General features: G+C 52.1%; 24 protein-coding genes. 19 read left to right on the forward strand and 5 right to left on the reverse strand.

Annotation, left to right across the window (positions count from 1 at the left end; genetic code table 11):
- Window position 1: 1 nt before the first annotated feature.
- The gene (locus tag U0008_RS06565; RefSeq protein WP_043491950.1) at window positions 2–631 is read left to right on the forward strand and encodes a malonate decarboxylase holo-ACP synthase; all 630 of its coding nucleotides are present in this window, start codon (window positions 2–4) and stop codon (window positions 629–631) included.
- Window positions 631–1,563 (forward strand): malonate decarboxylase subunit epsilon, encoded by a 933-nt coding sequence (gene mdcH / locus U0008_RS06570; RefSeq protein WP_043491953.1) that lies wholly within the window; start codon window positions 631–633, stop codon window positions 1,561–1,563. Before U0008_RS06565 ends, mdcH begins: the two co-directional genes overlap by 1 nt.
- Here the strand turns inward: mdcH and U0008_RS06575 are convergent.
- Complete coding sequence (locus U0008_RS06575) at window positions 1,560–2,483, reverse strand: LysR family transcriptional regulator (RefSeq protein WP_043492010.1); 924 nt, start codon at window positions 2,481–2,483, stop codon at window positions 1,560–1,562. The genes mdcH and U0008_RS06575 overlap by 4 nt on opposite strands.
- 244 nt (window positions 2,484–2,727) lie before the next feature.
- On the opposite strand from U0008_RS06575, the gene U0008_RS06580 reads away from it, so the two are divergent.
- Window positions 2,728–3,318 (forward strand): Yip1 family protein, encoded by a 591-nt coding sequence (locus U0008_RS06580; protein WP_043491956.1) that lies wholly within the window; start codon window positions 2,728–2,730, stop codon window positions 3,316–3,318.
- 156 nt (window positions 3,319–3,474) lie between these two features.
- Here the strand turns inward: U0008_RS06580 and yajD are convergent, their stop codons facing one another.
- Window positions 3,475–3,819, reverse strand: coding sequence for an HNH nuclease YajD (gene yajD, locus U0008_RS06585; RefSeq protein WP_025800748.1), 345 nt, complete (start codon window positions 3,817–3,819; stop codon window positions 3,475–3,477).
- Between the two features lie 374 nt (window positions 3,820–4,193).
- Between yajD and U0008_RS06590 the strand changes: the two genes are divergently transcribed.
- The 6 genes from U0008_RS06590 to U0008_RS06615 all read left to right on the forward strand — a co-directional run bounded on the left by U0008_RS06590 (window position 4,194) and on the right by U0008_RS06615 (window position 9,940).
- Entirely contained in the window at window positions 4,194–5,279 is a 1,086-nt protein-coding gene (locus tag U0008_RS06590; protein ID WP_043491959.1) for a fatty acid desaturase, read from the forward strand.
- Entirely contained in the window at window positions 5,228–6,160 is a 933-nt protein-coding gene (osmF, locus tag U0008_RS06595; RefSeq protein WP_043491961.1) for a glycine betaine ABC transporter substrate-binding protein OsmF, read from the forward strand. The genes U0008_RS06590 and osmF overlap by 52 nt, the downstream gene beginning before the upstream one ends.
- A gap of 159 nt (window positions 6,161–6,319) precedes the next feature.
- A complete protein-coding gene (locus U0008_RS06600; protein WP_051874096.1) occupies window positions 6,320–7,432 on the forward strand; it encodes an ABC transporter permease in 1,113 nt (370 codons plus the stop codon).
- Window positions 7,429–8,364, forward strand: a complete 936-nt coding sequence (locus U0008_RS06605) for an ABC transporter ATP-binding protein (protein WP_043491964.1) — start codon at window positions 7,429–7,431, stop codon at window positions 8,362–8,364. Before U0008_RS06600 ends, U0008_RS06605 begins: the two co-directional genes overlap by 4 nt.
- The gene (locus U0008_RS06610; protein WP_043491967.1) at window positions 8,364–9,143 is read left to right on the forward strand and encodes an ABC transporter permease; all 780 of its coding nucleotides are present in this window, start codon (window positions 8,364–8,366) and stop codon (window positions 9,141–9,143) included. Before U0008_RS06605 ends, U0008_RS06610 begins: the two co-directional genes overlap by 1 nt.
- A 5-nt stretch (window positions 9,144–9,148) precedes the next feature.
- Window positions 9,149–9,940 carry a phosphate/phosphite/phosphonate ABC transporter substrate-binding protein gene (locus U0008_RS06615; protein WP_025800754.1) on the forward strand — a complete coding sequence of 264 codons (792 nt, stop codon included), beginning with the start codon at window positions 9,149–9,151 and terminating at the stop codon, window positions 9,938–9,940.
- A gap of 14 nt (window positions 9,941–9,954) precedes the next feature.
- Here the strand turns inward: U0008_RS06615 and U0008_RS06620 are convergent, their stop codons facing one another.
- The 3 genes from U0008_RS06620 to amiA form a co-directional block, all read right to left on the reverse strand.
- Window positions 9,955–10,410: a YaiI/YqxD family protein gene (locus tag U0008_RS06620; protein WP_025800755.1), complete on the reverse strand. Its 456-nt coding sequence runs from the start codon at window positions 10,408–10,410 to the stop codon at window positions 9,955–9,957.
- A complete protein-coding gene (gene hemF, locus U0008_RS06625; RefSeq protein WP_043491970.1) occupies window positions 10,410–11,327 on the reverse strand; it encodes an oxygen-dependent coproporphyrinogen oxidase in 918 nt (305 codons plus the stop codon). The genes U0008_RS06620 and hemF overlap by 1 nt, the downstream gene beginning before the upstream one ends.
- 120 nt (window positions 11,328–11,447) lie before the next feature.
- Window positions 11,448–12,320 carry an N-acetylmuramoyl-L-alanine amidase AmiA gene (amiA, locus tag U0008_RS06630; RefSeq protein WP_025800757.1) on the reverse strand — a complete coding sequence of 291 codons (873 nt, stop codon included), beginning with the start codon at window positions 12,318–12,320 and terminating at the stop codon, window positions 11,448–11,450.
- 203 nt (window positions 12,321–12,523) lie between these two features.
- Between amiA and U0008_RS06635 the strand changes: the two genes are divergently transcribed.
- The 10 genes from U0008_RS06635 (at window position 12,524) to cysM (ending at window position 23,688) form a co-directional block, all read left to right on the forward strand.
- Window positions 12,524–15,640 carry a beta-galactosidase gene (locus U0008_RS06635; protein ID WP_043491973.1) on the forward strand — a complete coding sequence of 1,039 codons (3,117 nt, stop codon included), beginning with the start codon at window positions 12,524–12,526 and terminating at the stop codon, window positions 15,638–15,640.
- Window positions 15,641–15,731: 91 nt separating this feature from the next.
- A complete protein-coding gene (locus U0008_RS06640) occupies window positions 15,732–16,157 on the forward strand; it encodes a GNAT family acetyltransferase (RefSeq protein WP_025800759.1) in 426 nt (141 codons plus the stop codon).
- 80 nt (window positions 16,158–16,237) lie between these two features.
- Window positions 16,238–16,705 carry a DUF2919 domain-containing protein gene (locus U0008_RS06645; protein WP_043491975.1) on the forward strand — a complete coding sequence of 156 codons (468 nt, stop codon included), beginning with the start codon at window positions 16,238–16,240 and terminating at the stop codon, window positions 16,703–16,705.
- 128 nt (window positions 16,706–16,833) lie between these two features.
- Window positions 16,834–17,418 carry an RpoE-regulated lipoprotein gene (locus U0008_RS06650; protein ID WP_043491978.1) on the forward strand — a complete coding sequence of 195 codons (585 nt, stop codon included), beginning with the start codon at window positions 16,834–16,836 and terminating at the stop codon, window positions 17,416–17,418.
- Window positions 17,419–17,755: 337 nt separating this feature from the next.
- Window positions 17,756–18,655 (forward strand): Dyp-type peroxidase, encoded by a 900-nt coding sequence (locus U0008_RS06655; protein ID WP_043491980.1) that lies wholly within the window; start codon window positions 17,756–17,758, stop codon window positions 18,653–18,655.
- Between the two features lie 220 nt (window positions 18,656–18,875).
- Complete coding sequence (locus U0008_RS06660; RefSeq protein ID WP_043491983.1) at window positions 18,876–19,880, forward strand: sulfate ABC transporter substrate-binding protein; 1,005 nt, start codon at window positions 18,876–18,878, stop codon at window positions 19,878–19,880.
- Window positions 19,880–20,719 (forward strand): sulfate/thiosulfate ABC transporter permease CysT, encoded by an 840-nt coding sequence (gene cysT, locus U0008_RS06665; RefSeq protein WP_040045762.1) that lies wholly within the window; start codon window positions 19,880–19,882, stop codon window positions 20,717–20,719. The genes U0008_RS06660 and cysT overlap by 1 nt, the downstream gene beginning before the upstream one ends.
- Window positions 20,719–21,597: a sulfate/thiosulfate ABC transporter permease CysW gene (cysW, locus tag U0008_RS06670; protein WP_043491985.1), complete on the forward strand. Its 879-nt coding sequence runs from the start codon at window positions 20,719–20,721 to the stop codon at window positions 21,595–21,597. Before cysT ends, cysW begins: the two co-directional genes overlap by 1 nt.
- Window positions 21,594–22,688: a sulfate/thiosulfate ABC transporter ATP-binding protein CysA gene (gene cysA, locus U0008_RS06675; RefSeq protein ID WP_025800766.1), complete on the forward strand. Its 1,095-nt coding sequence runs from the start codon at window positions 21,594–21,596 to the stop codon at window positions 22,686–22,688. Before cysW ends, cysA begins: the two co-directional genes overlap by 4 nt.
- 115 nt (window positions 22,689–22,803) lie before the next feature.
- Entirely contained in the window at window positions 22,804–23,688 is an 885-nt protein-coding gene (gene cysM / locus U0008_RS06680) for a cysteine synthase CysM (RefSeq protein WP_025800767.1), read from the forward strand.
- Window positions 23,689–23,694 lie beyond the last annotated feature (6 nt).

Below are 23,694 nucleotides of genomic sequence, written 5' to 3' on the forward strand. Positions count from 1 at the left end.
TATGTTACGCCCGCATGACTTGATCTGGATTAACAACGCACAGTCACTGACCACGCAAGACACCATGCCGGAGTGGGTGACGCAGCAGTGGCGCACATCATTGCCATTGGTAGTGCGACGCGATGTTCAAGATGGCGGGCGTATTCCAGTCGGGATCCGTGGTATGAAGCGCAGCCAGCGTGCGGCGGGTTGGGTCGATGAGCAAAGCGTGGTGCGATGCGTCACGCCGGAGTCGTTAATCGCCGATCCTATCGCGTTACTGCAATCTTCTTTTGTATCCCTGCCTCCGGTTCAGGTGCTGATTATGTTGATGCAGACGCCGTGGCCGTGGGTATGGGGCGTGACAGGAAGCTGCGGTTACGCCTTAGCGACGGATATTCCGGTGATGCATACCGATAGCGATCTCGATTTAGTGTTGCGCTGTCCGCAAAAAACTACCGCGGAAGAGTTGGCGCACTTTGCCGAGCGCATTGCTCAGGTTCAGCTCCCGTGCCGAACCGACGTTCAAGTTGAAACCCCACTCGGGGCTTTTGCTCTGACAGAATGGCTACGCGATAAGCGCGTCATGCTGAAAACGTCAACCGGACCGGTGTTAACCCGCGATCCGTGGTTGCCGTCAGAGGAGGCATAATGAAGGTCTTATTTACTTTTCCCGGTCAAGGGCAGCAGCGCCCTGCGATGCTGCATGACTTACCTGATAATGCTCTTTCACGCTCGCTCATTGAACAGGCTAATACCGCGTTAAACGAAGACGTGTTGGCGCTAGACAGCGCCTCTGCGCTGCAAAGAACGCGCGCAGTTCAGCTATGTTTACTGATCGCGGGCGTTGCCTATGCCAGAGAGCTTCAGACGGCAGGCGTTCAAGCTGATTTCGTTAGCGGCCTGTCTATTGGTGCTTTTCCCGCGGCGGTGATTGCGGGGGCGTTGGACTTTTCGGACGCCGTGCGTTTAGTCGCCCTACGCGGTGAGCTGATGGAGAATGCCTATCCTACTGGTTTTGGCCTTTCTGCCATTGTTGGTCTGAATTTGAATCAGCTAGAACCGCTGATTGCTGAAGTGAACTCGGCGGATTTGCCGGTTTATTTAGCCAACATCAACGCGGAAGAACAGTTTGTGATTGCCGGTAGCGAAGCCGCTATGCAGCAGGTGATGGGGCTGGCGCAGGCTAAAGGCGCGCATAAAACGCAGCGTCTGGCGGTAAGCGTTCCTTCGCACTGCGCGCTGTTGCTGGAGCCCGCACACCAGCTGGCGCAGGCGATGCAAAACGTGGTACTGCAACGACCGAACATAGCCTATCTCAGCGGCAGCACGGGGCGTGTGTTATGGCAACCCGAACGCATTGCCGACGATTTAGCATTCAATATGTCGCGCACCGTGCGTTGGCATGAAGCTATGGTTGCGGCCTATGAACGAGAAGTGCGTTTGGCGATTGAAATGCCGCCGGGAGCGGTACTCACAGGACTAACCCGAAAAGTGATGGAGCAGGGGGAAGCGCTTTCGCGCTGCCAGCTTGGTTTGAAATCGGTCACTGATATTGTGGCTCGCTATCAGAAACTAGCTTAATTGAGTGAAGGATGGGCGCGTGCGTACATGCGTCCTTCTGCGGTGAGTGCGAGTAGGTTAGGATCTTGTTCTCGGCTACGAGAAAATACCAACGCAATGGTCTGGCGCATTTGATATTCACTGCACAGCGGCAGCAGCTTCACGCTGCTTTCATACACGTTTTTCATTCGACCTGGGATTAGCGTATAGCCCACGCCAGCCTGAACCAGACTGAGCATCGAGAAAATATCGTTGACTCGGGTCACGATGTCCGGCTCGAAACCGGCTATTTGAAATGCCTCGCTAAAACCGTGATAGGTGGCAAATCCTTCCGCTAAGGCAACGAACTTCTCGCCTCGATAATCACGCAGATCCGCCAAACCGGGTTTCACTAGCGCTGATGAAGCCGGTGCCGCAAGAAAAATATCGTCTTGAAACAGCGGTACGGTTTCGAATAATTGTTCGTTCACTTGGCTGTCGGAAATAGAAATCAGAATGGCGTCGAGCTGCTGGTTTTCTAGCTGCTGTAATAAATCCTGATTCGAGCCCATGGTAAGGCTGATTTCCACTTCAGGGCGGCGCAGCTTAACGCCCATGATGAGCTTAGGTATGGTTTCCAGCGTTAGCGAATACATGGTGCCAATTTTCATCCGCTGCTGACCAAACCCAGCGGCAATCCGCGTTTCTTCAATGCCTTTCTGAGCAAGCTCCACCAGATCGCGAGCATATTCCGCCAGCGTATGTGCGGCTGGAAGCGGTAATAAATTCCGCCCTTTATGCACAAATAGCGGGCAGCGAAAACCTTCTTCTAGCGTGTGCAATGCTCTATGCACGCTCACACTGCTTAACCTCAGAGATTCTGCCGCGCGGGTAATATTTTCTTTTTCCATGAAGGCTAAAAAGATTTCTAATTTTCGCAGAGTTATTTCGCTGTCGATCATGATGCCGCCGCATAAAATCATACCAATATTAGGGAATACTTTAGCAAAATAAGGAATTTATGTTTGGCAAAAAGACAGCTTCGAAAAATTAAAACAAATTCAGTCCAAACCCAATGAGGGCGCGGCTTATAGAGATAAAAAAAATCCTATTTTTTTCTGTACTTTTGTGGGGGCGTTCTATACTGAAAGTGAGGGGAAAATGTGAGTGAACGTGATTCCCTCGATAGACGTCAGGGGGTGTGTCATGAGTAACCATGTTTGGGGACTGTTATCGCATCCGGCACAGGAGTTCCGGCAAATACGGCAGGAAAATGAGTCGGTATCGCATATCTATACTCACCATGTGCTGCTGATGGCTGCTATTCCTGTCATCTGCTCTTTTATCGGTACCACCCAGTTTGGCTGGGATTTCGGCGGAGACCGCGTTTTTAAAGTTATGCCGATGACGGCGTTAGCTATTGCAGTTGTGTTTTACGGCTTAATGCTCGCCGCGGTAGGTTTTGTTGGTATGGTCATTCGCTGGATGGCTCGGGAATATGAAAACTGCCCGAGTTTAAATCAATGTATTGTGTTTGCGGGCTACGTCGGTACGCCCATGTTTATTAGCAGTATCGTATCAATATATCCGATGGTATGGTTGTGCATGCTCGCTGTTATTGTTGGTGTATGTTATAGCGGGTATTTGTTGTATCGCGGTATTCCGAATTTCCTCGGTATCACTGAAGGTCAGGGGTTTATATTTTCTGGCTCCACCTTTGCAATAGGCGTTTTGGTACTCGAGCTGTTATTAGGGATCACCGTTATCATGTGGGGCTATGGTTCACATATTTTCTAGCCCTGCGGTGTTCAACGCGGTAGAAGTGAAAATCGTTTTGTTAATGTCCACCTAGCAGGCGCTGAAGTTTATCTTCAGCGCCTTTTCTTTTTCCTTTTCATATTTCAAGCCACAGAACGGCAATTTGAATTATTAAGGAAAATAGAGAGCGGTCGCTTATTTCTTATTCAGCATCGCTTTAAGATCGGCAAACGGATTATAGGTGGCTTCACCTACGTCTTTTTGCGCATCTTCACCCGCAATTACGGTTGAACCGTATTGGTCGGCTTCGGTGTATTTTGAGTGTTCATGATCGTGACAATATAAACACAGAAGCTCCCAGTTGCTGCCGTCTTCTGGGTTATTGGTGTGATCGTGATCGATATGATGCACGGTTAATTCACGCAGATTGGAGTACACAAATTCGCGCGAACAGCGACCGCACACCCAAGGATAGATTTTAAGCGCTTTTTCACGGTAGCCAGTTTCTAAACGGGCATAGTTTTTAGGGATAACTGCCATCAGGGACAAACCTTAACAAGACTGAGGGATATTTCCCTATAGTAGGCGAAGTCGCGGCTCAGGCCAATATTTAGCAGGAATTATGAGCGAACGTAGATAATAATTCCGGCCAGAATCACTCCGCCAACGCCGCCCAGTGTTAACAGTGCCATTCCGGCGATGATTGCTTTTTTCAGCATGATTATTCTCCTAAATACAATTGCGCTGATTATACCCCGCAGTAGGCTTTGCCTCTAACCATTTTGTAACATTCAAGTCACTTTTCTCATGAAACACATATTCATTATCGTAATAAAAACAAATTTTTTAGTATTTAGTGGAATTTAAGCTTTCAGGAATACTGAGCCACATCGGATTGAGGGAGTGGCTTATTGATGACATCAGCAACCAGCAAAACGCGAACTTCGCACTATCTGCATGCCGAGCAGAAAAGCCGTATTCGTTTATGGCAACGTCAATGGCTGTGGCGCAGCGAGCTTCCAACGTGGTGTGTGCTGCTCGCCGTGTATGGCGGATGGGCGCTGGTGGTTTACCACTGGCAGACGCTTGGCAAAGCCGTTGGAACACCGTTGCTGATATTCATCGCTTGCTGGTATATGTCATTACAGCATGAGCTTATCCACGGGCATCCAACACGTTGGCCGCACGTGAACCAATTACTTGGCCTGCTGCCGCTGGCGGTTTGGTATCCCTATGGAATTTACCGAGACGCCCATTTAGCCCATCACAACGATGACTCTTTAACTCATCCGCTGGACGATCCTGAGTCCTACTATTTTTCCGAGTCACGCTGGCAGCATTCATCGGCGCTATGGCGCGGCGTCATTGCGTTTCGAAATACCTTTTTTGGTCGGATTTTGTTGGGTCCTGCGCTGGGCATTGGCGCACTGCTCAAAGATGAGCTACGAGAAATAATTCGCGGTAATGGCAAAAAAATTACCATGTGGTTGATTCATCTTTCATTGCTGGCGTTAGTGCTCTGGATCGCCCAACTCGCGGGGATGTCAGCGTGGTGGTACCTGCTGGCGGTGAGCTATCCGGCCTTAGGACTTGCCATGGTTCGCTCGTTTTACGAGCACCGCGCAGTGGACGAACCCTCAGCTCGTTCTATTATTAATGAAGCAGCATGGCCTTGGCGGCTGCTTTTTCTCAATTTGAACTATCACATTGTTCATCATGATTTGCCGGGATTGCCTTGGTATGGGTTACGTAAAGCCTATCTGGCAGACCGCATCGAGTATCAGCAGCGTAATCACGGGTTTGTGGTGCAGGGCTATTCGCAGTGGTGGCGAAATTATGCGTGGCGCGCTATTGAGGTGACTCAACATCCCTTAATGGGGCGAGAAGAAAAGGGCTTAATCGAGCTTTCTGATGCAAACAAACACAATAACAATGATGAGGAACCGTTATGGCAGGAAATATATTTATGGGACGTAAGATTCTGGCATCTTTGGCGTTAATGGGCGCGACGATGTGCACCGCACAGGCGGCCGATGCAGTAACGGTGGGCTCTAAAATTGATACCGAAGGTTCACTGTTGGGCAATCTCATTGTGCAAACCTTGGACGCAAACGGCATCAAAACGGTAAACAAAACCCAGCTTGGCACCACCAAAGTTTTACGGGGTGCGATCGCCGCGGGCGAAATTGATATTTACCCAGAATATACCGGCAATGGGGCTTTCTTCTTTGCCGACGAAAAAGATCCAGCATGGAAAAATGCTCAGCAAGGCTATGAAAAAGTGAAGCAGCTCGATTTGGCGAAGAACCAAATTGTCTGGTTGACGCCAGCACCGGCTAACAATACGTGGAGTATCGCGGTGCGCAACGACGTGGCGCAGCAAAACCATCTGGAATCGTTAGACGATTTAGGTAGGTGGCTGAAGCAGGGCGGTAAATTTAAGCTGGCCGCGTCGGCTGAGTTTATCGAACGCCCTGATGCATTACCGGCGTTTGAAACGGCCTATGGTTTCAAACTGGATCAAGATCAGCTGTTGTCTCTGGCCGGTGGCGATACCGCAGTGACGATTAAAGCGGCCGCGGAGCAAACTTCAGGCGTTAACGGCGCGATGGCGTACGGCACCGATGGCCCCGTTGCCGCATTAGGTTTGAAAACGCTTAGCGATCCTAAAGGCGTGCAGCCAATCTACGCGCCAACGCCAATCGTGCGCGAGGCTACGCTGAAAGCACATCCCGAAATCGCGGCCGTGCTGAAACCGGTATTTGAATCTCTTGATGGCCCAACGCTGCAAAAACTGAACGCTAAAATTGCCGTTGATGGGCAAGATGCGAAGAAAGTCGCAGCAAAATACCTGAAAGATAAGGGATTTGTTAAGTCTTAAGTTAATACCCCCTCCCAACCTCCCCCTTGACAGGGGGAGGAGCAGATCGTGTATCGCGCTGTTGCGGCCTCCGTTGATAAGAGGAGGATTTGGGTGGGGAAAACTATAGGGAATTCCGTTTTGGTAAAAAACAGAGTCGTTCTCACACTCTGGCTGCTGATGATGTTGGCGCTCTGGCAAATGCCGCTGCTGACTCAGGCGGCAAACCGCTTGGTGTCTGGTACTGGTATGCCGCTAAGAGACATTATTCATGGCTTTGCATGGATTCTTATCCTACCGTTTCCTGTCTTGCTCATCCTTTGCTTCTGCCCACAAAACCGCCTTGCGCTATGGCTGATTTATCTCGTCAGCGGCGCATTGTTTGCAGGTTTGCTGCTCTTGATTGCATGGCAAGCACACCTGTTAGCCGGTGATGAAGATAGCTTGGTGCGCGTTTCTTTAGGCGGCGGATTTTGGTTTATCGGTGCGTTAAGTTTGCTGAGCGGTGCCGACGCCGTTAGCCGTTTAACTCAAAGCAGCGGGATACGTATTTTGGCAGCGCTGCTGATTTTGGCTCCGATACCGATCTTATTACTCAGCGGTGCGCTGGATACGCTTTCGCTGATGAAAGAATACGCCAACCGTGACGATGTGTTTAATCAGGCGCTTGGGCAACATCTCACGTTGCTGTTTAGTACGCTCGCGGCGGCAGTGCTCATCGGTGTGCCGCTTGGCATTGTTGCTGCGCGCTGTGAAAAACTGCGTAAGCCGATGTTTTCGGTGCTCAATATTATTCAGACCATCCCCTCAATTGCGCTATTTGGCTTGTTGATTGCGCCGCTTGCGGGATTAGCTCAGGCATGGCCATGGTTGGGAACGCTGGGTATTAGCGGAATTGGCGTTGCACCGGCGCTGATCGCCTTGGTGCTGTATGCGCTGTTGCCGCTGGTACGTAGCGTGGTTGCGGGAATTGAACAGGTTCCGCAGCCGGTGATTGAAGCGGCGCGCGGCGTGGGTATGACGCAAAGCCAAATCCTACGTAAGGTTGAATTACCTTTGGCCCTGCCCGTTGTGCTCAGCGGTGTGCGAATTGTGGCGGTTCAAACCGTGGGGATGGCGGTTATCGCCGCGCTGATCGGCGCGGGAGGATTTGGTGCCATCGTCTTCCAAGGCTTACTCAGCAGCGCGTTGGACCTGGTGTTGCTGGGGGTTATTCCGGTGGTTGTGATGGCGGTGACCGTAGATACCTTATTTAAATTTTTAGTTTCTCGAATTGAAGCGACGCGACAATGATTCATTTCAAGCATGTTAATAAATACTTTGCCGGACGTCCGGCGGTAGAAGACCTCTCTTTGCATATTGCCGAGGGTGAATTTACCGTGCTGATCGGCACCTCTGGCTCGGGGAAATCGACCACGCTGAAAATGATCAATCGCTTAATCGATCATGACAGCGGTGAGCTAACCTTCGCCGGACAGGATATCAGTCATTTTAAGCCTGAGGCTTTGCGGCGGCGTATGGGATATGCCATTCAATCTATTGGATTATTTCCACATTGGACGGTTGAGCAAAATATTGCCACCGTGCCACAGCTGTTGAAGTGGCCCGCAGCCCGTATTCGCCAGCGCGTGACGGAGCTGATGAAAATGCTCAGTTTGGATGTGGCCGAGTTTCGCCATCGTTATCCGCATCAGCTTTCAGGGGGGCAGCAGCAGCGCGTGGGGGTGGCGAGAGCTTTGGCTGCCGATCCTGAAGTTTTACTGATGGATGAGCCTTTTGGCGCGCTCGATCCCGTTACTCGCACCACCTTGCAGCAGGAAATCGCCCGCATTCATACCTTGCTCGGCCGCACCATTGTTTTGGTGACTCACGATATTGATGAAGCGCTGAGTCTTGCCGACCGTATCGTGCTGATGGATGCCGGAAAAGTGGTTCAGCAGGGAACGCCGCAGGCGTTGCTGAATCAACCGATAAATGATTTTGTGCGCCAATTCTTTGGGCACAGCGACGTTGGGATCAAGCTGTTGGGATTAGACGTGGTGGCTTCCCGCGTGCGTCGCGGCGAACTTCTTCACGGTGAACCGATTCGCTGCGATCTTAATTTACGTGATGCGATGTCGGTCTTTATTTACCGTCAGGTTGACCGTTTACCCGTCATCGATGAAGCAGGGCAGCCGGTTGGCGTGCTCTATTTCGCCGACTTGGTGAAGAAAGCGGAGGCATGATGCAGGGGAAATATCATGCGATAACTCGACGCTGGTACTTCGATCCATTGCTGTGGGGGATCGTGCTGCTTATTGGGCTGAATAGCGGAATGGCGCACATGGGGCGTTTATTTAGCGCTTTATTTCCTGAGCTTTCACGGCCGGTGTATCAGCAAGACAGTTTTTGGTCGCTCACGCTGGCGCATGTTTCGCTAGTGGCGATTTCCAGTCTGATTGCCGTGGTGATTGGCGTGAGTGCAGGGCTATTGGTCACCCATCGCGGCGGACGCGAGTTTCGCTCAATGGTGGAAACTATCACGGCGGTGGGGCAAACATTTCCACCTGTGGCGGTGCTAGCGGTGGCGGTACCGCTGATGGGCTTCAGCCCTGAGCCCGCGGTGATTGCCTTGGTGCTGTATGGTTTGTTGCCGATTTTGCAGGGAACCATTAGCGGGATTGAATCGGTGCCTGCCGCGGTGCGAGAGACTGCCCGAGGGGCCGGAATGAATCCTTGGCAGATCCTGTGGCGAGCGGAAATTCCGTTAGCCGCGCCGGTGATTTTGGCCGGAGTGCGCACCTCCGTCATTATCAATATCGGCACCGCAGCTATTGCCTCAACGGTTGGGGTAAAAACGCTAGGTTCGCCTATTATTATTGGGCTAAGTGGTTTTAACACCGCTTACGTCATTCAGGGCGCATTGCTGGTGGCGCTATTGGCGATGATTACCGACGCGGCGTTTGAGCGCTGGGTAAATTATTTAACACGTTGGCGACAGGTGCCACCGTCGACAGAGGGATGATAAACATGCGGGTTTCGTTGCCGATGTATGGCATCAATCGCGATGATGTAGAGCTGCTCTGGCAGGGACTTTCTCGCTGGCTGGCGCAGGAGGGTGAAGAGGATTTGCCGCCTCATTTGTGCTGGCCGGATGATCTCTATGCACATTGGCAGCAGCCTGATTTATTGCTCAGCCAAACCTGCGGCTATCCGCTTCAGGAAACATTAAGTGCAAAAGTCGACGTCGTGGGGGTGTTTCGCTATCGCGCGCCGGGATGTGAGGGTAATGATTATCGTAGTTTTTTAGTGGCGAGAAAACAGGACGCCGGTGCCGATATTGGTTCGTTTTTAGGCCGCAAAGCGGCGTATAACAGCGAGGATTCCCAGTCCGGATACAATGCGTTGCGCTCGGTGATTGCGCCATTGGCGCACCATGGGCGCTTTTTTGCCAGCACGTTGCAGACCGGATCGCATCGTGCCTCGCTGTTGGCGATTAAACAGGGCGAAGCCGATATTGCCGCTATTGACTGCGTGACGCTGGCGCTGCTGCAAAAAGCGGAGCCGCAATGCCTGAGTGGTTTGAAAATTATCGGGGAAACGCCACCGGCGCCCGGTTTACCGTTGATTACCGCAGCGGGAAATGAAGCCCGTCTGCTGCGTTTGCGCCGTGCGCTGAAAAAAATGGTGGAAGATCCGTCAATGGCAGCGGTGCGATCGCGTTTATTGATTAGCGGTTTTAGCCCGATATCCGTGGATGAATATCAGCGTTGTAGCGATATGAAACTACGGGCAGCCGCGCTAGGCGTGACGCGGCTGTAAAGTTTTCGAGGCGCTTAGCGTTTTTGCAGCCAGCGATCGAGCTGGTTGGCAAATTCTTGTCTATCGCGCTGATGCAGCGTCGCTGGGCCGCCGGTTTGTACACCGCTGGCGCGCATGGTATCCATAAAATCACGCATGTTCAGGCGTTCTTTAATGTTGGCTTCGGTATAAAGCTCACCGCGAGGGTTTAGCGCTACGCCACCTTTTTCCAGCACTTCGGCTGCCAACGGAATATCTGCGGTGATGACTAAATCACCGGGATTGACGCGACGCACAATTTCGTTATCCGCAACGTCAAAACCTGCTTCGACGCGCAGGCTACGAATAAAGCGCGACGGTGGAGTGCGGATGGTTTGGTTAGCGACCAAGGTGACAAATATCCCGACGCGATCGGCGGCGCGAAACAGTACCTCTTTGATCACGTTTGGGCAGGCATCGGCATCGACCCAAATTTGTTTTGCTTCTGACATTACTCTTCCTTTAGCCAGTCTTGAACCGGCAAAAAATCACGCTCAAGCGCGGCCTCGGGTGAATTGGGCTCAGGGTGGAAATCATATTCCCAGCGAACCAGCGGCGGCATCGACATTAAAATAGATTCGGTTCTTCCTCCGGTTTGCAGGCCAAACAGCGTACCGCGATCCCATACCAAATTGAATTCAACGTAGCGGCCACGACGATACAGCTGGAACTGACGTTCGCGTTCACCGAAGGGGGTGTCTTTGCGCTTGGCCACAATAGGCAGATAGGCGGCATTAAAACCGTTTCCCACGGCTTGCATGAAATCAAAGCAGCGATCGAAATCAGGGGTATTTAAATCGTCAAAGAACAGGCCACCCACGCCGCGTGATTCCTGACGATGTTTGATAAAGAAATACTCATCGCACCACTTTTTATAGCGCGGATACACCTCTTCGCCAAACGGCTGACACAGATCGCGTGCGGTTCGATGCCAATGCAGGACGTCTTCTTTGAAAGGATAAAACGGGGTGAGATCGAAACCGCCGCCAAACCACCACACGGGCTCTTCACCCTCTTTTTCAGCGATAAAAAAACGCACGTTGGCATGGCTGGTGGGGACATAAGGATTAAGTGGATGGATCACTAACGATACGCCCATCGCTTCGAAACTGCGTCCGGCTAATTCAGGACGGTGCGCGGTGGCCGAGGCGGGGAGTTGCCCACCGGTAACGTGGGAGAAATTGACGCCAGCCTGCTCAAACACGGCACCCTGAGTCAGCACGCGGCTGCGTCCGCCGCCACCGGCCTCGCGCTGCCAGTTATCCTCACGAAACATGGATTGCCCATCGGCGGCAGCAATTTGCTGACAAAGAGAATCCTGCAGGCTCAGCAAAAAAGCTTTTACCTGCGCAGAAGAAGGCTTGCTCATGACGTTTTCCGCTACATTGCTCAATGAAATAAAATGCATCTAATGATGCAAATAAGTGCGCCAGTATAGCGGAAAACGGGGCTTTCCTGTGGGATTAACTTCCCACGCTATTTGGCCAAATTAACTCGGACGCCGACGCTCGTGGGCATCGAAATAGTCGAGGTATTTGACGATGCCGTTCGCGATAGCCTGCGAGATCTGCTGGCGGAAGGCCACTGAGGTTAACAACTGTTCTTCCTGATGATTGGTGATAAACGAGGTTTCAACCAACACCGAGGGAATCGACGGTGATTTTAAAACCGCAAACGCGGCTTGTTCGGTATGCTGGCTGTGCAGATGATGCACCGGTTTAATATGGTCTAACAGGTGTCGGCCTAGCGTGAGGCTATTTTTGATGGTGTCGGTTTGCACCAAATCGAACAGCACCTGCTGAAGATAATTATTATCCTCATCGGCGTATTTCGCCCCAGCCACTTTGTCGGCATCGTTTTCGCGCTGCGACATATATTTTGCCATCGTGCTGCTCGCGCCGCGGTTGGAGAGGGCAAACACCGATGCGCCTGATGCGGTTGGGCTGGTAAATCCATCGGCGTGGATAGAAACGAACAGATCGGCCTGATGCTGATGGGCAATTTCTACCCGCTTATACAGTGGGATAAAGAAATCATCTTCACGCGTCATTTTCACGTCAATATTGCCGTGTTCGCGCAGGTGATCGCGCACGTAGTGGGCAATCTCTAACACCACATGTTTCTCTTTGGCTCCTTGATGACCCACAGCCCCTGGATCGATGCCGCCGTGACCCGGATCGAGCATGATGACCTTGCGAGCACCCGGTGCTTTTTTTGCCGGTTTTGCCGTTAAGGCGGTGCTGCTGGCGGAGGCCGCGTCGATTTTACTTCCCGCCAGCGCCATCGCCGCCAATCCAGACAGGAGGAACTGACGACGGGAAGTGTATTTAGGCAATAAACGGAAGTGGGAGAAATTCTTCATGTGATGAATGATTCATTAGCCATTGATAACAAACAGAGGCTGAATAGTAGCGCGTCGCTACCGCAATGATCGAGTTGAGAACTATTTCGAACTGTTACCTTGTTTGAGGCTGTTCATAGAACGGGACTTTACTGCTTTACAGCGCTGGGTTTGTTATTCATTTTGATGTTCTATTCGATATTGAAGATGCATAGGCCATCGCGATGAAATCTAATTCTGCTGATAACGCTGTTAATTCGCTGTCTGTTGTCCTTTCTCGTCGTGACTGGGAAAACCCTATTTGCACGCAATATCAACGCTTACCGGCTCATCCGCCTTTTAATAGCTGGCGTAATACGCAGGATGCGCAAAACGATCGGCCTTCGTTGCAGCGGATTTCACTGAATGGCGTTTGGGCATTTAGCTATTTTAGCCAACCTGAACAGGTGCCAGAATCTTGGCGGCATGCGGACTTAGACGATGCCGATGCCTTACAGGTGCCGTCTAACTGGCAAATGGCGGGCTATGATGCACCTATCTATACCAACATCACCTATCCGATTCCGGTCAATCCTCCGTTTGTGCCACAGCAAAACCCCACGGGATGTTATTCGCTGGCGTTTAGCGTGGATGATGCGTGGCTGGCGCAGGGGCAGACGCGGGTTATTTTTGACGGCGTAAATTCTGCTTTTTATCTGTGGTGTAATGGTCAGTGGATTGGTTATTCGCAGGATAGCCGCCTGCCCGCCGAGTTTGATCTCACCCATGTGCTGCATTCGGGGGAAAACCGGCTGGCGGTGCTGGTGCTACGTTGGAGCGACGGCACCTATCTTGAAGATCAGGATATGTGGCGCATGAGCGGCATTTTTCGTGATGTAACGTTGCTGCATAAACCCGCCACTCACCTGTGCGATGTTCAGATTAGAACGCATCTGGGAGCCGGCTTTTATCATGCCGATCTTGAGGTTTTGGTGCGGCTAAATCGTCCTGAACCGAGCTATTATGCCCGTGTGGAGCTGTGGCGAAACGATCGCTGCGTTGCCGAACATCAGCAGTCTATCGTCAGTGATATTGTGGATGAGCGCGGAGCCTATGACGATCGCACTACGCTGCGTTTGCGGGTGGATAAGCCTCTGTTGTGGAGTGCGGAAGAACCCCATCTCTATCGTGCGGTGGTTTCACTCTGTGACGAGCAGGGCGGTATTGTTGAGGTTGAAGCCTATGACGTTGGATTTCGTCAGATAGAAATCAGCCATGGGCAGCTCCAACTGAACGGAAAACCCTTATTGATACGCGGCGCCAATCGTCATGAGCACCACCCTGAACATGGGCAGGTGATGGACGAAGAAACCATGCGCCGCGATATTATTTTACTCAAGCAGCACAATTTTAATGCGGTGCGCTGTTCCCATTATCCCAACCATCCACTGTGGTATCGGCTGTGTGATCAATATGGCTTGTACGTAGTGGATGAGGCCAATATCGAAACGCACGGCGTGATCCCCATGAATCGCTTGAGTGACGATCCGGTTTGGTTCAACGCCATGAGCGAACGCGTGACGCGTATGGTGCAGCGCGATCGTAACCATTCGTCGATTATTATCTGGTCGCTGGGGAACGAGTCTGGCCACGGCTGTCATCATGATGCGCTTTATCGCTGGGTAAAAACTAACGATCCGACTCGACCTGTTCAATATGAAGGGGGGGGCGCGAATACTGCCGCCACCGATATCCTTTGCCCGATGTATGCGCGCGTAGATCAAGATCAGCCGCACCCAACGGTGCCCAAATGGTCAATTAAAAAGTGGGTCGGTCTGCCGGACGAAACGCGTCCGCTGATCCTGTGTGAATATGCTCACGCGATGGGTAACAGCTTGGGTGGTTTTGATCGCTATTGGCAGGCATTCCGCAAGTATCCGCGTTTACAGGGCGGTTTTGTGTGGGATTGGGTCGATCAGGCGTTGACTAAAGTGGATGAACAGGGCGAAGCGTATTGGGCATACGGAGGAGATTTTGGCGACACGCCAAACGATCGCCAGTTTTGCCTGAATGGTTTAGTGTTCCCCGATAGAACACCGCATCCGGCGTTGTTTGAAGCTCAGCGTGCCCAGCAGTTCTTTCAGTTCCGTTTGGTCGAACAAAACCCGCTCAGCGTAGAAATCACCAGTGAATATCTGTTTCGAACCAGCGATAACGAGCAGCTGTTTTGGAACGTCGCGCAGGATGGAGATATTCTGGCTGCGGGATGTATTGACCTCAATCTGCTGGCGGAAACCTCGCAGCATATCGTGTTGGGCAATATGCCTGAGAGTATTTCTTCAGGTGAACGGTGGCTTAACGTCGAAGTTCGCCAGCGTGAAGCGACGCCGTGGTCGGATGAACATCACCGCTGCGCGTGGGATCAGTGGCGATTGGCTCAGCCGCTTGCTCTAACGATGGCTAGTGAAGCGTGCGGCACAATGCCGCGTTTGGAAACGTCTGGTGATGAGCATTGCGTCATTTGGCAAGATCAGCGCTGGCAGTTTAGCCGCCAAACTGGCCTGCTCGAACAGTGGTGGCAGGGTGACAAAGCCACGCTGTTAACACCGCTGCAAGACAACTTTACGCGCGCACCGCTCGATAATGATATTGGGGTGAGTGAAGTGGCGCGCATCGATCCCAACGCGTGGGTTGAGCGCTGGAAGAAAGCGGGCATGTACGCATTGGACGTTCAGTTGTTGCAATGTGCTGCGGATGTGGTTTCTCAAGGTATTCAAATCACGACAGAGCATGCTTACCATAGCCAGCAAGCGGTGTTGTTTATCAGCCGGAAAACCTATCTGGTCGATCATCAGGGCAAGCTACATATCACCGTGGCGGTGGATGTGGGCCACGGGATGCCTGCGCCTGCTCGCATTGGCTTAAGCTGTCAGGTGGCTGAAGTGACTTCTGATGTCACATGGCTGGGGCTTGGCCCACATGAAAACTATCCTGACCGACAGCTCGCCGCGCAGTATGGGCGCTGGACGTTGCCACTTTCTGAGTTGCATACCCCTTATATTTTCCCAAGCGAAAATGGACTGCGCTGTCATACGCGCCAGCTGGAATTTGGACGCTGGCAGTGGCAGGGGAATTTCCATTTTGGCTTAAGCCGATTCAGTCAGAAGCAGCTGATGGAGACCTCTCACCAGCATCGATTACATGAAGAACAGGGCGTGTGGGTTAACATTGATGGCTTTCATATGGGCGTCGGTGGAGACGATTCATGGAGCCCCAGCGTGAGCCCAGACTTCCTGCTCAGCGATACGCATTATCGCTATTCGCTGGTTTGGTTCGCCGACCGACCAGCGTCCGTCGGATAAGCCCATGGAAACAGTAAGATAACTTTTTCGTTGCGTATCGAAAGATTCCGGCGATAATTAGGTATTAATACAAATAATTACGGTCAGAACCATGGAAATCCGCGTTTTTAAACAAGCTGATTTTGAAGAAGTTACTACGTTGTGGGAGCGCTGCGACCTGCTGCGACCGTGGAACGATCCGGAGACGGATATTGAGCGTAAGCTCAATCACGACGCGGATTTATTTCTCGTCGCGGAAGTCGGCGGTGAGGTGGTGGGGACCGTCATGGGCGGTTATGACGGCCATCGTGGCACGGCGTATTATCTGGGCGTCCACCCTGATTTTCGCGGCCGTGGCATTGCAAATGCGCTGATCAGTCGGCTAGAGAAAAAGCTGATCGCCCGCGGCTGCCCAAAGATTCAAATCTTGGTCAGTGAAGAAAATGATGCGGTCATCGGCATGTATGAGAAGCTGGACTACGAAACGCAGGACACCTTGTGTCTGAGCAAAAGGCTTATTGAAGATCACGAATACTGATCGCGCTTTTATGTTGGGCTCGTTATTGTGCAAAGCAGGATAACGAGCTGAAACGTCTGGTTTATTTCCTATGAGTGGCTATGCTCCATCGCACCTATTCCCCCGATGATTTTAATACCCACGGCATGTTGCGCTTACCGTGGGTATTTTGGCTGGTTTTGATATTACAGGCTAAAACCTGGTTTTTATTTGTGGTGGCGGGCTCGTCGCGCCAGCAAGGTGCCGATCTGCTGGCGCTGTTTTATCCCGATCGCGGGTTATTTTGGAGCGGAATGCTTGTCGGTCTTCCGGCGGCTTTGGGCTTTTTATTGATCGGTCGCCGCCATTTATGGAAAGGCCTTTGGAAACGCTGGCGTTGGGTATTAATTCTCACCACGCTGGCACAAATGGGGCTACAGGCCGTACCTTTTTGGACCAACAGCAATGATGTCACGCTGCTCTCTTTAGTCATTCTGTTGTTGGATTTGCTGGCGGTAGCCTATTTGCTGTTTAACTCCCGTCTGATTGATAGCTTCAAAATTAGCGAGTCGTTTCACACTGAGACCTAAGTGCGAATGACACGTTAAGGTGAAATTAGGAAAAAGTTTTCGGCACTTTTTCCCAGATGTGCACTCCAACCAGCCAGATAAACTTTCTCGGGCGTGCTGACCACGACTCGATACCAAGGAGCATTCGCATGAATTTTCGTCCTCTGTTGTTAGTGGTTCCGCTGTTATTAACGGGCTGCTCTACGATGAGTCATATGTCATGGTCCAGCTTGTCACCGCTAAACTGGTTTGGTAGCTCGGTAGAAGTGAGCGATATGGGTGTTGCCGGTATCAATGCCAGTACGCCGCTAAACGAAGCCGCTATCAATAAGGCGCTGGATGATGATTATCGCCTACGTTCTGGTATGGGCACGCGTAACGGAACCGTCACCTCGTTTTATCAGGCGCTGGACGGTGACACGCTGGTGATGATCATCAGCGGCGATGACAAAGGCACCGTGAAACGCGTTAACGTTGAGAGCGATGCGATTAAAACGGCATGGGGCGTAAAAATAGGCACGCCGTTTAGCGATCTCTATGAAAAAGCCTATGGCGTGTGCCAGAAAGGTCAGGGCGATAACGCCAACGACGTTGAATGCGTAGCGAAAGAGAGCCGCCATGTGAGCTATCTGTTCAGCGGTGAATGGCATGGGCCAGAAGGCTTAATGCCGTCTGACGATACGCTGAAAAACTGGAAGATTACGCAGATTGTTTGGCACGCCAACGCGATCTAAATTCTTTCACTCAGCGCGACAGCCTACCTTTTGAAGCGCCGATTTGAATGTTTAATTTCGGCGCTTTTCCTCACTAAATACCTCTTTTTTGTTCTGAATTCTTGCTTTTTAGCAAGGCAACGCCCTCGGCATAGCGTAAACTACGCGCAATTAAATCGCGCTTTGAGCGTTACGCCGTTCGTTTAAGAGATCGAGATACACGGGTCTACCACACCGCGGGGCGCTCCGGCGGCTTACGCCGCTACGACCCCATCGGTGTGCTCCCCTAAAATCGAGCTGAAGTGAACGATGTTAGCTTTGAGCGCGGCAAATCAGTCAAAAAGGGAGATGAGGTTTAATGTCTCAGCCACAAAGCGGTATTTTATTAGAGCATTGTCGTTTTGGTATTTTTATTGAAGCCATGGTGCAAGGCGATCTTGATGCAGTACGTCAGGGATGCAAAGCCTTCGTCAAAAGCTTGGAAGAACTGCAAGCACAATATCCTCAGGAACGTTTAGGCGCGGTTATCGCTTTCGGTAACGATGTTTGGCGCGATCTTTCCGCAGGCGTTGGTGCGCCAGATCTGAAACCTTTTACCCCACTTGGCAAAGGTTTGGCTCCGGCAACGCAGCGTGACCTGCTGATCCACATTCAGTCTTTACGCCATGATATTAACTTCTCTTTAGCTCAGGCCGCGCTGGCTGCCTTTGGTAACAGCATTCACGTTGAAGAAGAAGTGCACGGTTTCCGCTGGGTTGAAGAGCGCGATTTGAGCGGCTTTATTGACGGCACCGAAAACCCGAAAGATGAGCAGCGTCCTATCGTAGGCGTGATCGGCAATGACGACGCCGATGCAGGCGGTAGCTACGTATTTGTGCAGCGCTGGGAGCACAACCTTAAGCAATGGGGTCGTTTCAGCACTGAGCAACAAGAGCAGATTATCGGTCGTACTAAGCACGACAGCGAAGAGCTTGATCCAGAATCACGCCCAGATACCTCACACGTTAGCCGTGTTGACCTGAGCGAAGATGGCAAAGGCCTGAAAATTCTGCGTCAAAGCCTGCCGTATGGCACCGCTAGCGGCGCACATGGTCTGATGTTTATTGCGTATTGTGGCCGTTTGCACAATATCGAAAAACAGCTGCTAAGCATGTTTGGTGACTTAGACGGCAAGCGCGATCAGCTATTGCGCTTCAGTAAAGCGGTAACCGGCAGCTACTACTTTGCGCCGTCGTTAGATCGCTTATTGTCACTGTAATTCGCACCTAACCGCCTGCTTCTGCGGGCGGTTATTTCTCTCACATTCACCCTCAATTTCTCCCTCACACCGCCATTCTAAAATGCCTTATAGCATTTGATGCTTTCTGAGTCCCAAACGATATATAAAACCGTTACAGGTTAGCCTCCAGTTATAAATACACTAACAGTCATAAAGACGACATGCGTGGTCGTTTTCACAGACTGACTGAAGGTGAACGATGAAACTGAATAAGCTCAAAGGATGGACGCTGGCGACGTTGCTGATTTCTGGCGGAGCGTCGGCGGCAGAACTGCTGAACAGCTCTTATGACGTTTCTCGCGAGCTGTTCACCGCACTTAACCCGGCCTTTGAAACCCAATGGCAGAAAGAGGGGAACGCGGCGCTGACCATCAAGCAGTCTCATGCGGGTTCCTCTAAACAGGCTTTGGCCATCTTGCAGGGGCTGCGTGCGGACGTTGTGACCTACAATCAGGTCACCGACGTGCAGATCCTGCACGATCGCGGCAATCTGATCCCCGCAGACTGGCAGGCTCGCCTGCCGAATAACAGCTCACCATTCTATTCCACCATGGCGTTTTTAGTGCGTAAGGGAAACCCGAAGCAGATCCATAATTGGAACGATCTGGTGCGCAGCGATGTGAAGCTGATCTTCCCTAATCCAAAAACCTCAGGCAACGGGCGTTATACCTATCTTGCCGCATGGGGCGCGGCGAATTTAAGCGATGGTGGCGATCAGGCCAAAAGCCGCGAGTGGATGAAACGCTTTCTTGGCAACGTAGAAGTGTTTGACACCGGCGGTCGTGGTGCCACGACGACGTTTGTAGAACGTAATTTGGGCGACGTGCTGATTAGCTTTGAATCAGAAGTGAAAAACATTCAAAAACAGTACGGTGACGCGGGCTATGAGGTGATCGTTCCTCCGGTGGATATTCTGGCTGAATTCCCCGTTGCGTGGGTAGACAAAAACGTTGAGCGCAACGGCACAGAAAAAGCCGCCAAGGCCTATTTGAACTACCTCTATTCGCCGGAGGCACAAAAAATTATCACCAGCTTTAACTACCGCGTGTATGACAAACAGGCGATGGCCGCGGCCAAAGGGCAGTTCCCTGAAACCAAGCTGTTCCGCGTTGAAGATCAGTTTGGTAGCTGGCCGAAGGTGATGCAAACGCACTTCGCCACCGGCGGTGAGCTTGACCAACTGTTAGCAGAAGGGCACCGGTAATGTTGTTGTCTCGCGCTGCACCTAAAAGGGTTTTGCCCGGCTTTACCCTGAGTCTGGGCAGTAGCCTGCTGTATACCTGTTTAATTTTGTTGTTGCCGTTAAGCGCGCTGGTCATGCAGCTCGCGCAGATGACGTGGCAGCAGTATTGGGACGTGATCACCAACCCACAGGTGGTGGCCGCCTATAAAGTGACGTTGCTGGCGGCGGGTGTTGCCAGCGTATTCAACGCGATATTTGGCATGCTGATGGCGTGGATCCTAACTCGCTATGAGTTTCCTGGGAAAACCCTGTTGGATGGGCTGATGGATCTGCCGTTTGCTCTGCCAACGGCGGTAGCAGGGCTAACGCTGGCGGGGCTGTTTTCGACCACGGGCTGGTATGGGCAATGGCTGGCGATGATAGATATCAAAGTCGCTTTCACGTGGCTTGGTATTGCCGTCGCGATGGCGTTTACCAGCATTCCGTTTGTGGTGCGTACCGTACAGCCCGTGCTGGAAGAACTCGGCCCTGAGTATGAAGAGGCCGCGCAGACGCTAGGCGCTTCACGCTGGCAGAGCTTCCGCAAAGTGGTGTTTCCCGAAGTCGCGCCTGCGCTGTTAGCGGGAACCGCGCTGTCGTTCACCCGTAGCCTCGGTGAGTTTGGCGCGGTGATTTTTATTGCGGGCAATATTGCATGGAAGACGGAAGTGACGTCGCTGATGATTTTTATCCGTCTGCAAGAATTTGATTATCCAGCGGCGAGTGCGATTGCCTCGGTGATCTTGGCGGCATCGTTGCTGCTGTTGTTTAGCATTAACACGTTGCAAAGCCGCTTCGGCAAACGTATTGGGGGGCATTAATGGCTGACTTATCTGCATGGCAAGGCAACAGCCAACAACTTCGCCCCAAGATCGACTGGCTGAAATGGTTTTTGATCGGCAGCGGCGTGCTGCTTTCGGTGCTGTTGTTGCTGGTGCCGATGATTTCGATTTTTGCTTTGGCGTTTTCTGAAGGCGCTGGCGTGGTGTGGAAGAACCTTAGCGATCCCGACATGCTGCATGCGATTTGGCTCACGGTGCTGGTGGCGTTGATTACGGTTCCGGTCAATCTGATGTTTGGTACGTTGCTGGCATGGCTGTGCACGCGCTTTGTGTTCCCCGGTCGCCAGCTGTTGCTGACGCTGATTGATATTCCTTTTGCGGTGTCGCCGGTGGTGGCAGGGCTGCTCTATCTGCTGTTTTACGGATCGAACGGCCCGTTGGGCGGTTGGTTGGATGCGCATGATATTCAACTGATGTTCTCGTGGCCGGGCATGGTGTTAGTTACGGTATTTGTGACCTGTCCGTTTGTGGTTCGCGAACTGGTGCCGGTGATGATGAGTCAAGGGAGTCACGAAGATGAAGCGGCGGTGCTGCTGGGTGCCTCTGGCTGGCAGATGTTTCGTCGCGTGACGCTGCCGAATATCCGTTGGGCGCTGTTATATGGCGTGGTGCTGACGAACGCGCGTGCGATTGGTGAATTTGGCGCGGTGTCGGTGGTTTCCGGTTCGATACGGGGTGAAACTTACACGTTGCCGCTACAGGTTGAATTGCTGCATCAGGATTACAACACCGCCGGAGCGTTTACCGCCGCCGCGCTGTTGACGCTGATGGCGATTGTAACGTTGTTCTTGAAAAATATGCTGCAATGGCGCTTGAACCGACAGGTGGTTCACGCTGCGCGGGAGGACGTGAAATGAGCATTGAAATTAAACAGGTCAACAAATACTTTGGCCGCACCAAAGTTCTGAACGACATTTCTCTGACCATTCCGTCTGGCCAGATGGTGGCGCTGCTTGGCCCATCCGGATCGGGTAAAACCACGCTGTTGCGAATTATTGCCGGTTTAGAAGGGCAGAGCGGCGGTCAGCTCAGTTTTAACGGTAATGACGTGAGTCGCCTGCATGCGCGCGATCGTCGCGTGGGTTTTGTCTTCCAGCATTACGCCCTGTTTCGCCATATGAGCGTGTTCGATAACGTGGCCTTTGGCTTAACGGTGCTGCCGCGTCGCGAGCGTCCATCAACGGCGGCGATTAAACAGAAAGTGGAACAGTTGCTAGAAATGGTTCAGCTTGCCCATCTGGCCGATCGTTTTCCTTCTCAGCTCTCCGGTGGACAAAAGCAGCGCGTTGCTCTGGCGCGCGCGCTGGCCGTTGAGCCTGAAATTTTACTGCTGGATGAACCTTTTGGCGCGCTGGATGCACAGGTGCGTAAAGAGCTGCGCCGTTGGTTACGCCAGTTACATGAAGAGCTGAAATTCACCAGCGTGTTCGTGACTCACGATCAGGAAGAAGCCATGGAAGTGGCGGATCAGATCGTGGTGATGAGCCAAGGGAATATCGAGCAAATTGGCTCGCCTGACGATGTGTGGCGTGAGCCTGCCAGCCGATTTGTGCTGGAGTTCTTGGGCGAAGTGAATAAAGTCGGTGGCGAAATTCGTGGCTCGCAGATTTACATCGGTGAGCATCATTGGCCTTTGGCATTCTCGCCGTTGCATCAAGGCAAGGTTGATATGTTCCTGCGTCCGTGGGAAATGGAGGTCAGCTTGCAGGCTAATGCGCGCTGTCCGTTGCCCGTTCAGGTCTTGGAAGTGAGCCCACGCGGACACTATTGGCAGCTTACCGTGCAGCCGCAGGGTTGGCATCCTGAGCCTATCAGCGTGGTGATGCTTGAAGGCAATGGTACACAGGCTCCTAAACGCGGCGGTCGATATTTTGTGGGTGGTCTGAATGCGCGCTTGTATGCGGGCGATACGCCCTTGCAGCCGGTAGCACTGGCTAAAAGTGCTTAGACCCTTTCCCCGTCTTTTGCTTCGAAGGGCGGGGATTTAGATTGTGCCTCTTCAACATCTCCGCTTTTGCATTACACTAAACTTCTCATCTTTTTGTCTAAATAGGTAACCGCTCGTGAGTTCTCTGGAATCTTGTATTGGAAACACGCCTTTAGTGCAGCTGCAGCGCATGGCTGCGGGCACGGGGAGTGAGGTCTGGGTCAAACTGGAAGGGAATAATCCGGCTGGCTCGGTTAAGGATCGCGCAGCGCTGTCGATGATTCAGCAGGCTGAACTGCGTGGCGAGATTAAACCAGGTGATACCCTGATTGAGGCAACCAGCGGCAATACCGGTATTGCATTAGCGATGATCGCGGCGCTGAAAGGTTACCGCATGAAATTACTGATGCCGGAAAATATGAGCCAAGAGCGTCAGGCTTCCATGCGTGCATACGGTGCCGAGCTGATTTTAGTCAGCCGTGAACAGGGCATTGAGGGCGCTCGCGATCTCGCACAGCAAATGGCCGACCGTGGTGAAGGGATGATCCTCGATCAGTTTAATAATGCGGATAACCCGTTGGCGCATTTCACCACCACCGGGCCGGAGATTTGGCAACAGACGCAGGGTAAGGTGACGCATTTTGTATCGAGTATGGGCACCACGGGCACGATTACCGGCGTTGGCCGTTTCTTAAAGCAGCAGAGTGATACGGTAAAGATTGTCGGTCTACAGCCCTCTGAAGGCTCAAGCATTCCGGGGATCCGCCGTTGGCCGCAGGAATATTTGCCGGGAATTTATCGCCCAGAACTGGTGGATGAGGTAATGGATATGTCACAACAGTTGGCAGAAGAAACCATGAAACGCTTGGCGCGTGAAGAAGGGCTGTTCTGCGGCGTGAGTTCCGGTGGTGCTGTTGCTGGGGCGCTGCGCGTAGCGCAGGAGAATCCGGGGAGCACAGTGGTGGCGATAATATGTGACCGGGGCGATCGCTATTTATCGACCGGCGTGTTCAACGAATGAGATTCG

Source organism: Hafnia alvei (assembly GCF_034424155.1).
Taxonomy (GTDB): domain Bacteria; phylum Pseudomonadota; class Gammaproteobacteria; order Enterobacterales; family Enterobacteriaceae; genus Hafnia; species Hafnia alvei.